The organism is Aquabacterium sp. A7-Y (genome assembly GCF_026153205.1).
Taxonomy (GTDB): domain Bacteria; phylum Pseudomonadota; class Gammaproteobacteria; order Burkholderiales; family Burkholderiaceae_C; genus Caldimonas.
On the sequence record NZ_JAPFBW010000001.1, the window covers coordinates 390,107 to 404,379 of the forward strand.

The following is a 14,273-nucleotide window of genomic DNA, read 5'->3' on the forward strand; positions in this document are numbered from 1 at the left end:
CCGCCCGGGTCCCGGCGCTTGCCGGTGCCGATCCGATCTGGAGTTTTCCCTCATGCCCCTGTTGACGCGACTTGCTTGCCTCGCCGTGGGCGCCGGCCTGTGCTATCTGCTGGCCGCGCGGGCGGGCGCCCAGGAAGCCACGCCCGAAGCCGCGCTCACGCGCAGCGTCAGCCCGCTCGGCAGCGCGCTGGCTTCGCCGTGGGACGAGAGTTTCGCGGCCTTCGAGCGGGCCGACCGCGACCGCCCGCCGCCGCCCGGCGGCGTGGTCTTCGTGGGCAGTTCCTCGATCCGGCTCTGGGGCGGCCTGGAGCAGCAGTTCGAGCTGCCGCCGGTGGTGCTCAAGCGTGGTTTCGGCGGCTCGACGATGCGCGACTGCGCCGAGCATGTGCAGCGCCTGGTGATGCCCTACAAGCCGAGGCTGGTGGTGGTCTATGCCGGCGACAACGACCTCGCGCAGGGGCGCACGCCCGAGCAGGTGCTGGCCAGCTTCGAGGCCTTCGTCGCAGCGGTGCGGCGCGAACTGCCCGAGACCCGCATCGCCTACGTCTCGATCAAGCCCAGCCCCTCGCGCAGCCGGCTGCTGGAGCAGGCGCGGCGCACCAATGCGCTGATTGAGCTGTACAGCCGCCGCGCGGAGGCGGTGGACTACATCGACGTCTTCTCCGCCATGCTGGGCCCCGACGGGCAGCCGCGGCCGGAGCTTTTCGCGGCCGACGCGCTGCACCTCAACGAGGCGGGCTACAGCCTCTGGAAGACGGTCATCGGCGCACACCTGCACTGATCACGACGGTGAGCGGCCGGGCCGGCCGCCGCTTGCGGGCGCGCCGGGCGCCACCGGCCGAGCACCGGCATCACCCTCGCCACCACCCACAGCAGGCAGAAGACCACCGCCAGCAGCGCCGCGTCGAGCAGCGCGGGGCGCTGCGCGGGGTTGCCGCCGAACAGGGCCAGCACCGCCAGCACGAACACCAGGTGGGCGTTGAAAACGCTCAACGAGGCCTGGCCCAGCGATTCCAGGTAGCGCGGTCGCGGCAGCGAGCTCGCCCACAGGGGGCCGTAGTGCATCACCACCACCAGCAGCGCGAACAGGTTGATCAGGCGCAGCGGGCCCAGGCGCCACTTGTCGAACAGCAGGTTGAGCGTCGCGTCGGCGCCGAAGGCCTGCTGGCCCACCAGGTGGCGCCAGACCAGGCAGAGCCCCGCGATGGTCAGCGCGGTGCGCAGCATCCAGCGGGGGAAGCCGGCTGGCAGCAGCGGGCCGTCGGCGCGGGTCGAGCCCATCCACAGGCCCAGCACCCAGAGGAACTGCCAGGCCGGCAGCACGAAGGAGCCGCTGTCCTCCAGCCGCACCGGCCAGCCGGCATGTCGCACGGCGAGACCGTGCAGGGCGGCGGTGAGGTCGAACTGCGACAGCAGCCACAGCAAGACGCTGCCCGCGAGGATCGCGTGCCAGCCGTATCGCAGGCCGTGCGCCAGCAGCCAGGCGCTGGCCAGCAGGAACAACACGTACATCGGCAGCACGTCGAGCAGGGCCGGCTGGTAGAGCAGGGCGAGCGCAGCCGCCAGCGCCGCCCGCGGCTGCTCCAAGAAGTAGCCGGTCAGATGGGTGAGCTCAGGCTGGCCGCGCCGCTGGGCCAGCTCCGCGAAGCCGAAAAACAGCAGCAGGAGCAAGCCCAGCTGGCAGAGGTAGACCGTGAGGGCGCGGTGCCGCAGTCCCTCCTGCATGGCCTGCAGGCCGGAGCACCGTGCTCGCCGGGTGTAGACCAGCCCGGCCATGAAACCCGAGAGCAGCACGAAACCCTCGGCCGCCGAGACGAAGCCGAAGGTGTGGCCAAGCGGATAGGACAGGCGTGTGGGCAGGTGCGTGAGCGTCATCAGCACCAGCATCAGCCCGCGCAGCGCATCCAGCTCCCAGCGTCTCGACATCTCCGGCTCCCTGGCATCCTGGGCGCCGGGCCGCGGCTCCGGGCTGGAGCCGCGCGCGGGGCGCCTGTGCATTCACAGGAAAACCGGGCAGGCGCTGTACCCGGAACAGGGTGTCCGACACACCCTTGCCGTGTTGTCCGACAGGGGCCGGCGCAGCGTGCGGGCGCACACCGCGCGGTCGGGCAGGACTCAGTGGTCCTGGGGCGGCTGCGCGCCGGCCGGGGGTACAGGCCGGTCTTGCGCGGGCTCGCTCGCGGCAGGGAGGTCGGTGGGAGGCGGCGCCTCGGCCGGCTGTTTCGGCGCGGCTTGCGCGCCCGGCCCGGCGCGTTCGGCGCGGGGCGGCCGGTCACCTTGCGCGGGACGCTCGCCGCGCGGTGGACGCTCGCCCTGCGCCGAGCGTTCGCCCCGCGCAGGCCGGTCGGCTTGTCCGGCACGCTCGCCGCGTGGCGGGCGATCCGCCGGCCCCTGGCGCTCGCCGCGCGGCGGGCGCTCGCCCTGCTGGGCGGGACGATCCCCGCGCGGCCGGTCGGCACGCTGGCCTTGCCGCGGACCCCGTTCGCCCTCCTGGCGACGGGCACCCGGGCCGCGCTCCTGCTGTCCCCGCTCGCGGTCGCGCGGCGGCGGGCCGAAGCGCACGCCGGCCTCGCGCAGCAGGCGCTCCAGTTGCACCGGGTGCATGCGTTTCTGGTTCGCATAGGCGACCAGGTTGTTCTCGGCCGCGCGGAAGCCGGCCACCAGCTCGGTCTGGAACTGCTGGCGTTCGCTGCGCTCGCGGCGGGCCAGCTCGAGCTGCTCGTCCAGCCCGGCCGGGTCGATGCCCTTGAGCGCGCAGAAGTTCTCGCGGGTCAGCGTGGTGCCTTCGAAGTCGCGCAAGAGGCCGGCGCGGAAGTTGCGCTGTTCCTGCTCCTGCTGGCGCCGGGCGTCGCCCTGCGAGCGGCGCTGGCTCAACGTGTCGTTCGCCAGCTTGCGGTGTTCCTCGCTCAACTCGGCGACCGGCTGGCCGTCGAGGTCGTAGCGGTGCGTGCCGGCGGCGACCGCACGCAGATAGGCGTCGCTCATCGTGTAGCGGCGCAGGAAGGCCGACAGCGACTGCTTCGGAAAGAGGCCGGGCGTGCGCTCCTGGATGTCCACCTGGATGCGCAGCTTCAGCGGTTTCGGTTTGCCTGCGAACAGGGCGGGAAAGTGTTCCCGCAGCAGCGCGGCGCAGGCGGGAACGGTCATGGCCTCCGGGGAGGCGGCAGGCTTGTCTTGCGGGTTCATCCGGTGTGTCGGGTTCTCGGTTGCGGTGCGTATTGTGAGGCCCCCCGCCGCGCGCTGCATCCCCCGCGGCCCGCGAAGGGTCGCCGGGGATGTTTTTTAATGCGTCGCGAAACGCCGCGCCGCGTCGATGCCGAGCCCGGTCGCGACACTGGCGAAGCCGTCGCCGCGCACCGCTGCGGCGGCGGGGAAGGCGGCCGCCAGGCGGTCCGTCAGCAGGCGCAGACCGGTCGAGCCACCGGTGAAATAAAGCGCGCTGATGTCATCAGGGCTGACGCCGGCGAGCTTCACGGTCTCGCGGGCGGCCGCGACGATGCGGTCGAGATCGGCCGCCAGGGCCTGCGCGGCTTGCGCCTCGTCGAGTTGGGAGGACAAGCCGGGCTCGACCACACCCAGGTCGATACGGTGGCCGCTGCCGCCGCCGGCGACCGCGATCTTGGCCGCTTCGGCCCGCGCCGCCAGCTCGTGGCCGAGACGGTGGCGCACCACGTGCATCAGCCGGCGGTGGTGGGCCGGATCGGCGTAGAAGCCGGCCATGGCTTGCAGCTCCGCGACGCGCGTGGGGTTATAGAGGGTGTTGATCAGGTGCCAGGTCGCCAGGTCGAAATAGACCGCGCTGGGCACCTCGCGCGGCGGCTGCCCCTTGGCCGCACGACCGAGTGCGCGGTAGCCCAGCGGCGGCAGCAGCGCGGCCAGCTCGACCCGGCGGTCGAAGTCGGTGCCCGCGATGTGCACGCCGTGGTTGGCGAGGATGTCGTGCTTGCGCTCCAGCCGGCTGCGCCGCGCCGGCCCGACCCGCACCACCGAGAAGTCGGAGGTGCCGCCGCCGATGTCGGCCACCAGCACCAGCTCCTCGCGCTGCGCCTGCTGCTCGTAGTCGAAGGCGGCGGCGATCGGCTCGTACTGGAAGCACACGTCGGCGAAGCCCACGGCGCGGGCCGCGGCTTCCAGGGCCGACTGGGCCTGCGCGTCGCGTTGCGGGTCTTCGTCGACGAAATAGACCGGCCGGCCCATCACCACACGGCGCAGGGGCCCGCCGGCGGCCGCCTCGGCCTTGCTCTTCAGGTGGTGCAGGTAGCCGGTGATGACGTCCAGGTATTTGACCGACTGCCCGCCCCCGACATCGGTGGCCTGCTCCGCCAGGCTCGAGCCGAGGATGGACTTCATCGAGCGCATCAGCCGCCCGTCGTAGCCCTCGACATAGGCGGCCACGGCGGCGCGGCCGAAGGCCCGCAGCGGCAGCGGGCCGGAGACCGGCGCGTCGTGCGGGTCGGCGAAATAGAACACGGCGGTCGGCATGGTGCTGCGGCCGTCTTCGAGCTCGACCAGGCGGTGCCCGCCCGCCCCGGCGGACGGAATGGCGATGGCCGAATTGGAGGTGCCGAAGTCAATGGCGCAGTGGTCGGGCGAGCGGGTCATGGGCACAGGCGCCCCGGGCGGGCGGGAAGGACGCGGAGGGGGGCGGATTCTAGTCGCTTGCGGACGCACCCCCGTTGGAGGTCCGCTGCGTCCCTTGGGATCGCTCGGGTTCATCCCGCTCCGGCCCAACAAAAAGGGCGGCCCGCAGGCCGCCCGTGTTGGCCGGAGCCGGTTCGATTACTTCGCGGCCAGCTCGCGCAGCTTGAGCTGCTTGATCTTGCCGCCCTCGACCACGCCGACATAGGTGTTGGCCAGCGTGCCGCCCTTGTCGTCCAGGCCTTCGAAGTCGTTCGGGTTGTACTTGGCCGGCAGGGTCTTGAAGCCCTCGCTCAGCTTGGCGCGGATCGCCCCGGCGTCGCTCACGCTGCCGGCCAGCTTCATCGCCAGCGCGGTGGCGTGCACGGCCGAGTAGTTGAGCGAGACTTCGCTGCTCGGGTCGCGGCCCGGGTTGGCCTGACGGAAGCGCTGCACGAAGGCCTTGGAGTCGGGCCGGTCGTCGTCCACCATCGGCAGCACGCCGATCGAGCCTTCGAGCGGGCCGTAGCCGCCGATGACCTTGGCCATCTCGTCCATCTTGGCCTGGTCGATGATCACGAAACCACCCTTGAAGCCGAGTTCGCGCGCCTGCTTGACCACCAGGCCCGAGGGCTCGGAGGCGCCGCCGATGAACATGACCTCCGGCTTCGCCGCCATCACGCGGCTCACGCCGCTGTAGAAGTCGGTCGACTTGTTGTAGGACATCGGATTGTCGGCCACCACCTTGCCGCCGGCGGCTTCCCAGGCCGGGCGGAAGGCCGCGGTCCAGGCCTTGGCGTAGTCATGGTCGGCATTGGCGATCGCGACGTTCTTGCCGAACTTGCCCATCGCATGGCGGATGAAGGGATCGACATAGCCGGTGAACTCGGGCGGGATGCGCACCGTCATCTTGTTGCCGCGGGCAGTGATCTGCGGCACGCTGGTGTAGGACAGCAGGATGAAGTTCATGCGCTCATTGATGGCCTGCAGCGCGAAGCTGCCGCCCGAATGCGGCACCAGCACGGCGGGCGTCTTGTGCTCCTGCACCAGGCGCTGCGCGTTGATCGCGGTCTCGCTGGGGTTGTACTTGTCGTCGAGCGCAACGATCTCGAGCTTGTACTTCTTGCCGCCGACCTCGAAGCCGGCCGCGTTGATCTCGGCCGCGGCCATCTGCATGCCGCTCAGCACGTTCTTGCCATAGAGCGCCGCGCCGCCGCTGAGGGGGCCCGAGTAGCCGATCTTGACGACTTCCTGGGCGAAAGCGCCGCCGGCCGACAGGGTCAGGCCCAGGCTCAGGGCCGCAGCGAGGCGGGCGAGGGGAAAGCGATTCGTCATGGACATGTCTCCTTGTGGTTTGTGTGAATCGTTGTGGATGGGGGAAACCGGGGCGCCGCTCAGGCGCCGATATAGGCACGCCGCACGGCGTCGTTGTTGAGCAGCTCTTCGCGGCTGCCTTCCATCACGATGCGGCCGCCTTCGATCACATAGGCGCGGTGCGCGATCTGCAGCGCCGCGTAGGCGTTCTGCTCGGCCAGCAGCACGGTGGTGCCGGCGCGGTTGATCTTCTGCACCACCTCCAGCACCTGCTTCACCACCAGCGGCGCCAGGCCCAGCGAGGGTTCGTCGAGCAGCAGCGCCTTGGGCCGGCCCATCAGCGCGCGGCCGATCGCCACCATCTGCTGCTGCCCGCCGCTGAGCGAGCCGGCCGCGTCGTCCTTTTTCTGCTGCAGGATGGGGAAGAGCTCGAGGACCTCCTCCAGGCTGCGCTGTACACCCTTGCGGTCGCGCCGGTGCACGTAGGCGCCCAGCATCAGGTTTTTCAGCACCGACATGCCCGGGAAGAGCTTGCGGCCCTCGGGGCAGTGCAGCACGCCGTGCTCCACGACACGCGAGGGCTTCTGGCCCGCCAGCTCGATGTCGCCGAAGCGGATGCGACCCGAGGCGGCCTTGTGCAGCCCGCTGATGGTGCCGAAGATCGAGCTCTTGCCGGCGCCGTTGGCACCCAGCAGCACCACCAGCTCGCCGGCCTTGGCATGCAGCGAGACCTTGTCCAGCGCGCGGAAGCTGCCGTAGTTGAGCGAAACGTTGTCAAGCTGCAGCATGTTCGCTCCCCAGGTAGGCTTCGATGACCTGCGGATTGGCGCGGATCTCCGACGGTGTGCCCTCGGCGATCTTCTCGCCGTAGTTCAGCACCATGATCTTGTCGGCCAGGCTCATGATCATGTCCATCTTGTGCTCGATCAGGCAGACCGTCAGGCCGCTGTCCACCATCTTGCGGATCAGTGCCGCCAGGCCCACGGTCTCCTCGGGGTTGACGCCGCCGGCCGGCTCGTCGAGCAGCAGGATGGACGGGTCGGTGGTCAGGGCCAGCGCAAAGGCGACGCGCTTGCGTTCTTCCTGGGAGATGTCGGCGGCGATGCGGTGGGCCACCTGCGACAGCCCGACGAAGTCAAGCGCCTGCTCGGCCTTCTCGCGGCAGGCCTTCTCCTCGGCCTTGCAGCGCCGCGTGCGGGCCAGCACGTCCCACAGGCCCGAGCGGGTGCGCAGGCGGTGGCCGACGATCAGGTTCTCCAGCACGGTCGCGCGGTCGAACAGCGAGGTGGTCTGGAAGGTGCGGGCCACGCCCAGGCGCGCCATCTGGTCGGCACGCAGCCGCGTGACGTCCTGGCCCTTGAAGCGGATGCTGCCGCTGGTGGGCTGGTGCATGCCGCTGATGAGGTTGAAGAAGGTGGTCTTGCCGGCGCCGTTGGGGCCGATGATGGCGTTGACCTTGCCCGCCTCCAGGCGGACCGAGACGTCGCGCACCGCGGTCAGGCCGCCGAAACGTTTGGTGAGTTGCTGGATGTCAAGCATGGCTGCCCTCCTGCGCGCGCAGGGGCTGGGAGGTCGAGGCGGGCGTCTGGACCGAGGCGTTGGCCCGGGTCGCTGCGGCTTGGGCGGTGTAGGCGCGGCGCGCGCGCCACTTGAGCCAGCTGCCGACGATGCCGTCAGGCACGAAGATGACCAGCAGGATCAGGATCGGGCCGAAGACGAGGAAGCGGTACTCCTGCAGGAACTGCAGGTACTGGGTCAGCCAGGGCATGATGAGGGCGCCCAGCAGCGGGCCCAGCTGGGTGCCGATGCCGCCGACCAGCATGTACATGGTCATGTCGAAGGTGTGCTCGACCGCGGCGATGCCGGGGCCCAGGAAACGCACGTAGCCGGCATAGAGGCCGCCGGCCAGCCCGGCATAAAAGACCGAGAGCATGAAGGCCAGCACCTTGTTGCGCATCAGGTTGATGCCCAGCGACTCGGCCAGTTCCTCGCTGTTGCGGATCGCGATGAAGGTGCCACCCAGCAGCGAGTGCACGATGCGGTGCATGGCCCACATGCCGGCGGCCAGGAAAAACAGCACCATGTAGTACAGCTCGCGCGGCGACTCGAAGGCCAGCGGCCCGATCGGCGCGGGCGAAGGGATGCCGATGATGCCCACGGTGCCGTGGGTCAGGCTCTCCCACTTCTCGATCACGAGGAACATGATGTAGCCCACGCAGAGCGTGAAGATCGAGAAGTAGTGGCCCTTGAGACGCAGCGACAGGATACCGATGCCGAAGCCCAGCACCGCGGCCAGCAGGCCCGAGAGCGCAAAGGCGATCCAGAACGGCACCTGGTGGTCCACCGTCAGGATGCCCACCGTGTACGCGCCCACCGCCATGAAGCCGGCATGCGCGAGGTTGAACTGGCCGGTGTAGCCGGTGATCAGGTTCAGCCCCACCGTGGACAGCGCGAAGATGTAGGCGGTGCTCATCACCGTCAGGTGGTAGTCGTTGCCCGCGATGAAGGGGAACGCGATACCGAGCAGCAGCAACAGGCTCCAGCCCAGCTTGCCTTGAAGTTGAGCCATGATCAGCGCACTCCCTTGGTGAACAGGCCCTGCGGGCGGACCGACAGGATCACGACCAGCAGCGCGAAGGCGATGATGTCCTTGTAGTCGGGCGAGAGGTAGAAGGCGCCGAAGCTCTCGGCGAAGCCGATGATCAGCCCGCCCACGATGGCGCCCGGCACGCTGCCCATGCCACCCAGGATGATGATGACGAAGGCTTTGGTGATCACCAGGTGCCCCATCGCCGGGTAAACGAGGTTGATCGGCGCGTAGAGCGCCGCCGCGACCGCGGCCAGGGCGCCGGAGATCCCGAAGGTCAGCATCGCGACCTTGTTGGCGTCGATGCCGACCAGGGCTGCGCCCTCGCGGTTCTGCGCCATCGCGATGATGGTGGAGCCGGTCACGGTCTTTTTCAGGAACAGGTGCAGGGCCACCATCAGACCGAAGGCCGCCGCGATGATCAGCAGGCGCTGCACCGGAGCGGTGAGCCCGGCGACGCTGATGACGCTGCCGTAGGGCGTGTCCATGCGGTGGAAGTCGGCGCCCCAGACCGCCTGCGCACCCGCCTCGAGGAACAGCAGCAGGCCGATGGCCGCGATCATGTGGTGCAGGCCGGGCGCGTTGCGCAGCGGGTGGAAGACCAGCCGCTCGGCCAGCACGGCGATCAGCGCCACCGCGACCGCGGAGCCCGCCATCGCGGCCCAGTAACCCCAGCCTTGCGCACTGATCAGGTAAAAGGCCGCATAAGCACCTGCCATGTAAAACGCGCCGTGCGCGAAATTGGGCACGTGCAATATGCCGTAAACCAGCGTGAGTCCGAGCGCGACGAGGCTGTAGATGCCCCCAAGCGTCAGGCCGTTCAAAACCTGCTGGAAAAACAATTCCAAGATATCTCCTTCACGCACTCGTTGCGCGTATGGCCGGCCTGCTGGACAGCGGGCGGCGGGGCGAGGTCGGGCCGGGCGACGAAGTGCCCGTGTTGGACCGTGGTGCCAACTTTGTCATGCTGCTTCGCGGCGCGTCAACGCGATTTTCCCCATAATTGTTCTGCATGGCAGAAAAAAAGGAATGGGACTTCTACTGAGAAGCTCTGAAATGCCGCAGAAATGGATCAAGAATCTGCACAGCAGAATATCTTCTGGCGTCTGAAAATTCTGCAGAAACCCCTGGGGCGGCTGGAATATGCCCGGCCGCGGCGCCGCGATTCAGGCCTGCTTCAGCGCACCATGTAGCCACCGTCGGCGACGATGGTCTGCCCGGTGACATATCGCCCGGCGGCGCTCGCCAGCATCACGGCGATACCGCCGATGTCGTCGGGCTGGCCAAAGCGACGCAGGGGCAATTCCCGCTCCATCAGATTGCGCAGCCGCGGGTCCTCCACCAGGGCGCGGGCGAAATCGGTCTCCACCACACCCGGGGCGATGCAGTTGACGCGGATGTTGTCCGGGCCCCATTCGACCGCGAGGTTGCGGGCCAGCTGCATGTCGGCGGCCTTGGAGACGTTGTAGGCGCCGATGGAGGTGGAGCCATGCAGGCCGCCGATCGAGGAGACGATCACGATGGCGCCGTCGCGTTTGGCCGCCATGTCGGGGCGCACCATGTTGCTCAGCCACAGGTTGCTGAGCACGTTGTTGCGCATGATCTTGTCAAAGACCTCGTCGCTGATCCCGGTGCTCGGCCCGTAGTAGGGATTGGTCGCGGCGTTGCAGACCAGGATGTCGATGGGGCCCAGGCGCTGGCGCGTCTCGGCCACCAGGTGCTCCAGGTCCGTCTTGCTGGAGATGTTGGCGGGGATCGCGATGGCGTCGCCGCCTTCACCGCGGATCGCGGCCGCGACCTCCTCGCAGGCGGGTGCCTTGCGGCTGGAGATCACGACGCGGGCGCCACAGCGCGCGAGATTCTCGGCGATGGAGCGGCCGATACCGCGACTGGAGCCGGTGACGATGGCGACCTTGCCATCGAGCTTGAAGAGTTGCATGGTTGTCTCCTGGTGGCGGCGCGACGGCGCACACGGATTGTGTTTTGCCACGCACGTTAGGTGGCTTCGCCATGCGGGTCTGTCACTGAAGGGACAAACCCGGGAGATCCCCCAGGCATGAAAACCCGATGAGCACCGACCTTCCGCTTGCGCTGCCAGCTGGCAGCGACCCGTCCCGCTGCACCCGGCTGTTTTTCGCCCTCTGGCCAGGGCCCGTCGAACGCGAGGCCCTGGTGGCTCGGCAGCGCCTGTGGCAGTGGCCGGCCGGGGCGAGGCTGAGCCGGCCGGCACGCCTGCACCTGACCTTGCATTTCCTCGCCCAGGTGCCGGTCGAGCGCGTGGCCGAGTTCGCCGATGCGGGCGCAGTGGCAGGCGCGCCTTTCGAGCTGGGCTTGCAGGAGGCCGGGCTCTGGAACGGGGTGGCCTGGTTGCGGCCGGCGGCCGCGCCGGAGGCGCTGAGGCGCCTGCATGCGGACCTCGGTGCCGCCTTGCAGGGCCTGGGCTGGACCCCCGAGTCGCGCGGCTTCGAACCGCATGTCACGCTGGCGCGCGATGCACGCGGCGCGGTGCCGCCGGCCGGGCTGCCCGAGCTGCGCTGGCGGGTCGGCGAGCACGTGCTGGTCGAGTCGGTGCTCGGGCCGCAGCCCGAGTACCGGGTGCTGCGGCGTTATCCCTGGGGCCCAGCAGGCGTTTGAGCCGTTTGCCGGATCAGGCGTAGACCGCGACCACCTGGTAGCCGAAGGCCGCCAGCTCGCCCGAGGGTGTCCACAGCGTGGTGCTGTCGTTGACATGGCCGGCTGCCGCGGCGCGGGTTTCGTTGTCGATGCGCCAGTAGCCGTCGGCCGCGGCGGGGCCGGACAGCGGCGCCAGTTCCAGCGCCCAGGTCACCGAGCTGGCCGGCGCGCGCTGGCTGAGCTGCCCCAGCGCGGCGGTCGGTGCGGCGTCGGTCAACATCACGACCAGCAGTTCCTCGCTGATGGACTCGCCGCGCAGGCGTGCGTGCACCCGGGTCCGCCAGCCCGGCTTGCCGCTGAAGGGGTAGTTGCCTTCGGCCCAGCGGAACTCCAGGTGCTGCGTGAAGTTCGGCGTCACGCCGGGGCGGAAGGGCAGGGCGGGCGCATCGGACGGGGTGACGCTCACCGGTGGCTGCTGAGGCGCCAGCGGTGCCAGCGGCGTCTCGCGGCCGGCGCCGAAGACGCCCATCAGCACGGCCGCCGTCTGGCCGGCCTGGCTGACCACCGCCTGCACCTGGCGCAGGTGTTTGCCTTCGCGCAGCACCTCGATGCGCACGTCCATCTCGCCCAGGCCCACCGGCCCGACGAAGTTGGTCTGCAAGGCGACGAGCCGCACCTGCGGCGCCCAGGCGGCGCCAGCGACGTCCCGCATCGCCTGCACCGAGCAGGCCGCGATGAAACCGCCGAAGGTGGTCCGGCCCTGCAGCCAGTCCTCGGTGACGGGGAAGCTCACAGTGGCCTCGCGGCGCTGTCGCGCGGCCAGCAGGCGGTGGAAGGGAAGCAGGCGGTCGGTCATGGCGCACAGGCCGGGGGCCGGGGATGGAACACCTGTGCATTGTCCCGGGTGCCACCGACAGCCGCTGTCACCAGCTTGGCACTCTGTCACGACGCGGCTCGCTGTGCGGGCAAGCTCGGTTCCGAGCTGCGGAACTGCTCACGGATCCAGGCTTTTTGGCCGCGGATCCAAGCTTGCACGAAGTCTCTGATTTGCCTGCAAATTGGGAAGCGGAGAGAGAGGCAAGCTGGGGGACGTGGATACGAACCCGATGCGGAGCGGGTGACGCCTAGCGGCTTGTTGAAGAGCCGTGCGATTTGGCAAGCGCCCGAGAAAGATCAGGGCAGCCGCACGCCGCAGTGCCGGCAGAAGTTGGCCTCGGCCGTCTCCTCCCCGGTGCCGCAGGCGGGGCACAGGCGCGTCGGCGGCCGCCGCAGACGCATCGAGGTCATCTCGGACGTCACGATGCCGGTGGGCACCGCCAGCGTGCCCCAGCCGAGCAGCATCATCAGCGAGGCGATCAACCGCCCGGCATCGGTCTTGGGCACGATGTCCCCGAAGCCCACCGTCGTCAGCGCGGTGATGGCCCAGTAGACCGAGGTGGGGATGTCGGTGAAGCCGTGGCGCGGGCCTTCCACCAGGTACATCAGGGTGCCCAGCACCAGCACCACCATCAGCACGAAGCCGAGGAACACCAGGATCTTGCGCCGGCTGTTGGCCAGCGCCCCGACCAGCATGCGGTACTCCTGCGCGTACTGGGTCAGCTTGAAGATGCGGAAGATGCGCAGCAGCCGCAGGATGCGCACGTCCATCAGCAGGTGCAGCTCGGGCGCCACCGCCGCGAGGTAGGCCGGCAGGATGGAAAGCAGGTCGATGATGCCGAAAAAGCTGCGCGCATAACGCAGCGGCCGGTTCACGCAGGCCAGCCGGGCCACGTACTCGGCCGTGAAGAGCAGCGTGAAGCTCCACTCCAGCACGTTGAACAGGCCGCCGTAACGCTGCCTGAGACCCTGCACGCTGTCGAGCGTGACGGTCAGGACACTCAGCAGGATGGCGACGATCAGGACCAGGTCGAAGGTCCGGCCCGCGTGTGTGTCCGCCTCGAAGATGACACCGTAGAGCCGGCGCCGCCAGCCCCCCGCGGGTTTGCCGAAGTCCTCGTCGGAGGTGGAGGACAGCGAAAACGGGTCGCGGCTGCGGGGCGGGCTGGATTCCATGCGGTGTCAGGGGCTCTCTCGCTGGTCCAGCGAGACGGGGCCGGCACCGAAGGCCGCCACGAACAGCAGGCCGCCGGTGATGGCGAGGTTTTTGTAGAAGCTGATGTTCTGGGCCATCTTCTGGGCCTCGTCGACGGCCCAGAAATTGTGGAAGACCAGGGCCGCGACGAAGGCGAACACCGCCAGCACCAGGGCCGCCCAGCGCGCCTTGAAGCCGAGCAGCAGGGCCAGCCCGCCGACGATCTCCAGCGCGATCGTACCGGCCGCGAGCGCGGGCGGCAGCGGCAGGCCTTTGGAAGCGATGTAGGCCGCGGTGCCCTCGAAGTTGCCGATCTTCGAAAAGCCCGAAGGCACGAACATCAGTGCGAGCAGGATGCGGCCCATCAGCGGGCCGAACTTTTCGATGAAGGCCATGCGTGTTCCTCGTCTTGCCCGGCCCCGTGCCGGTGATCTGGCGAGCATAGAAGGCTTCGCAGCCGGGTGCAATCGCTGCCTCAGCGCGCTTCGACGAGGACTTCGCGGCGCGAGGTCGCGCTCTGCCGGCCGGCCTCGATCAGGGCCATGACCCGGATCGCCTCGGTCGCCGTCACCGGGTTGGGCGCGCGGCCGTGCAAGGCCTCGCGCAGCGCCGCGTAGTAGGCCAGGTAGTTGCCGGGCAGGGTGGCGATGCGCTCCGGGCTGCCGGCCTCCGGATTCCCGGGGGTGAGCAGGCCGTCCTGGCTGTCGGCGCCCCAGTCGCCGAGGCGGCCCAGCCTGGGGCGCTCGCCGCCCTTGAGCCGGTCTTCCTGCGGATCCAGGCCGTGCTTGACGAAGCTGCCGGTGCTGCCGTGCACGATAAAACGCGGCCCGAGCGCCGCGACCAGGGCGCTCGCATGCAGCAGCACGCGCAGGCCCGGCTGCTCCGCGCCGTAGCGCAGCTGCGCATGGAAGTAGTCGTCGGTCTGGGCGCCGTCGCGCTGTCGGGCGAGGTCGAGGTGGATGGCCTGCGGTGTGCCGAACAGCTGCAAAGCCTGGTCCAGCAGGTGCGGTCCGAGGTCGTTCCACAGCCCGCCGCCGGCGCCGGCCTGCTCGCGCCAGCGCAGCCGCACCT

15 protein-coding genes are annotated in these 14,273 nt (G+C 69.5%); 2 read left to right on the forward strand and 13 right to left on the reverse strand.

Annotated elements, in window-relative coordinates:
• Positions 1-52: 52 nt before the first annotated feature.
• A complete protein-coding gene (locus OOT46_RS01785) occupies positions 53-781 on the forward strand; it encodes an SGNH/GDSL hydrolase family protein (RefSeq protein WP_265401859.1) in 729 nt (242 codons plus the stop codon).
• Here OOT46_RS01785 and opgC read toward each other — a convergent pair.
• From opgC to OOT46_RS01830, 9 genes are all read right to left on the reverse strand, one after another.
• Positions 739-1,926 carry an OpgC domain-containing protein gene (gene opgC / locus OOT46_RS01790; RefSeq protein WP_265401860.1) on the reverse strand — a complete coding sequence of 396 codons (1,188 nt, stop codon included), beginning with the start codon at positions 1,924-1,926 and terminating at the stop codon, positions 739-741. The two genes, OOT46_RS01785 and opgC, sit on opposite strands and share 43 nt — an antisense overlap.
• Positions 1,927-2,115: 189 nt before the next feature.
• On the reverse strand, positions 2,116-3,147 hold the full coding sequence (locus OOT46_RS01795; RefSeq protein ID WP_265401861.1) for a ProQ/FINO family protein: 1,032 nt from the start codon (positions 3,145-3,147) through the stop codon (positions 2,116-2,118).
• Between the two features lie 135 nt (positions 3,148-3,282).
• The gene (locus tag OOT46_RS01800; RefSeq protein ID WP_265401862.1) at positions 3,283-4,602 is read right to left on the reverse strand and encodes an Hsp70 family protein; all 1,320 of its coding nucleotides are present in this window, start codon (positions 4,600-4,602) and stop codon (positions 3,283-3,285) included.
• Positions 4,603-4,779: 177 nt separating this feature from the next.
• Positions 4,780-5,952, reverse strand: a complete 1,173-nt coding sequence (locus OOT46_RS01805) for an ABC transporter substrate-binding protein (RefSeq protein WP_265401863.1) — start codon at positions 5,950-5,952, stop codon at positions 4,780-4,782.
• A 59-nt stretch (positions 5,953-6,011) separates the two neighbouring features.
• A complete protein-coding gene (locus OOT46_RS01810; RefSeq protein ID WP_265401864.1) occupies positions 6,012-6,719 on the reverse strand; it encodes an ABC transporter ATP-binding protein in 708 nt (235 codons plus the stop codon).
• A complete protein-coding gene (locus tag OOT46_RS01815) occupies positions 6,706-7,470 on the reverse strand; it encodes an ABC transporter ATP-binding protein (RefSeq protein ID WP_265401865.1) in 765 nt (254 codons plus the stop codon). Before OOT46_RS01815 ends, OOT46_RS01810 begins: the two co-directional genes overlap by 14 nt.
• Positions 7,463-8,500, reverse strand: a complete 1,038-nt coding sequence (locus OOT46_RS01820; protein WP_265401866.1) for a branched-chain amino acid ABC transporter permease — start codon at positions 8,498-8,500, stop codon at positions 7,463-7,465. The genes OOT46_RS01815 and OOT46_RS01820 overlap by 8 nt, the downstream gene beginning before the upstream one ends.
• A 2-nt stretch (positions 8,501-8,502) precedes the next feature.
• The gene (locus OOT46_RS01825; RefSeq protein WP_265401867.1) at positions 8,503-9,366 is read right to left on the reverse strand and encodes a branched-chain amino acid ABC transporter permease; all 864 of its coding nucleotides are present in this window, start codon (positions 9,364-9,366) and stop codon (positions 8,503-8,505) included.
• 329 nt (positions 9,367-9,695) lie between these two features.
• A complete protein-coding gene (locus OOT46_RS01830; protein WP_265401868.1) occupies positions 9,696-10,457 on the reverse strand; it encodes an SDR family NAD(P)-dependent oxidoreductase in 762 nt (253 codons plus the stop codon).
• A gap of 128 nt (positions 10,458-10,585) precedes the next feature.
• On the opposite strand from OOT46_RS01830, the gene thpR reads away from it, so the two are divergent.
• Entirely contained in the window at positions 10,586-11,152 is a 567-nt protein-coding gene (gene thpR, locus OOT46_RS01835; protein WP_265401869.1) for an RNA 2',3'-cyclic phosphodiesterase, read from the forward strand.
• Between the two features lie 13 nt (positions 11,153-11,165).
• Here the strand turns inward: thpR and OOT46_RS01840 are convergent, their stop codons facing one another.
• From OOT46_RS01840 to OOT46_RS01855, 4 genes are all read right to left on the reverse strand, one after another.
• A complete protein-coding gene (locus OOT46_RS01840; RefSeq protein ID WP_265401870.1) occupies positions 11,166-11,987 on the reverse strand; it encodes an acyl-CoA thioesterase in 822 nt (273 codons plus the stop codon).
• 317 nt (positions 11,988-12,304) lie between these two features.
• A complete protein-coding gene (locus OOT46_RS01845; protein WP_265401871.1) occupies positions 12,305-13,183 on the reverse strand; it encodes an ion transporter in 879 nt (292 codons plus the stop codon).
• Positions 13,184-13,189: 6 nt separating this feature from the next.
• On the reverse strand, positions 13,190-13,597 hold the full coding sequence (locus OOT46_RS01850) for a DoxX family protein (RefSeq protein ID WP_265401872.1): 408 nt from the start codon (positions 13,595-13,597) through the stop codon (positions 13,190-13,192).
• An 80-nt stretch (positions 13,598-13,677) separates the two neighbouring features.
• Positions 13,678-14,273, reverse strand: a 596-nt coding sequence (locus OOT46_RS01855; RefSeq protein ID WP_265401873.1) for a Gfo/Idh/MocA family oxidoreductase, incomplete at its 5' end; no start/stop codon positions are given.

Coding starts and splice junctions, on each gene's coding strand:
- OOT46_RS01840 (WP_265401870.1), bottom strand. CDS start 11,987: ATGACCGACCGCCTGCTTCCCTTCCACCGCCTGCTGGCCGCGCGACAG.
- OOT46_RS01805 (WP_265401863.1), bottom strand. CDS start 5,952: ATGACGAATCGCTTTCCCCTCGCCCGCCTCGCTGCGGCCCTGAGCCTG.
- thpR (WP_265401869.1), top strand. CDS start 10,586: ATGAGCACCGACCTTCCGCTTGCGCTGCCAGCTGGCAGCGACCCGTCC.
- OOT46_RS01810 (WP_265401864.1), bottom strand. CDS start 6,719: ATGCTGCAGCTTGACAACGTTTCGCTCAACTACGGCAGCTTCCGCGCG.
- OOT46_RS01830 (WP_265401868.1), bottom strand. CDS start 10,457: ATGCAACTCTTCAAGCTCGATGGCAAGGTCGCCATCGTCACCGGCTCC.
- OOT46_RS01800 (WP_265401862.1), bottom strand. CDS start 4,602: ATGACCCGCTCGCCCGACCACTGCGCCATTGACTTCGGCACCTCCAAT.
- OOT46_RS01815 (WP_265401865.1), bottom strand. CDS start 7,470: ATGCTTGACATCCAGCAACTCACCAAACGTTTCGGCGGCCTGACCGCG.
- OOT46_RS01820 (WP_265401866.1), bottom strand. CDS start 8,500: ATGGCTCAACTTCAAGGCAAGCTGGGCTGGAGCCTGTTGCTGCTGCTC.
- opgC (WP_265401860.1), bottom strand. CDS start 1,926: ATGTCGAGACGCTGGGAGCTGGATGCGCTGCGCGGGCTGATGCTGGTG.
- OOT46_RS01850 (WP_265401872.1), bottom strand. CDS start 13,597: ATGGCCTTCATCGAAAAGTTCGGCCCGCTGATGGGCCGCATCCTGCTC.
- OOT46_RS01785 (WP_265401859.1), top strand. CDS start 53: ATGCCCCTGTTGACGCGACTTGCTTGCCTCGCCGTGGGCGCCGGCCTG.
- OOT46_RS01845 (WP_265401871.1), bottom strand. CDS start 13,183: ATGGAATCCAGCCCGCCCCGCAGCCGCGACCCGTTTTCGCTGTCCTCC.
- OOT46_RS01795 (WP_265401861.1), bottom strand. CDS start 3,147: ATGACCGTTCCCGCCTGCGCCGCGCTGCTGCGGGAACACTTTCCCGCC.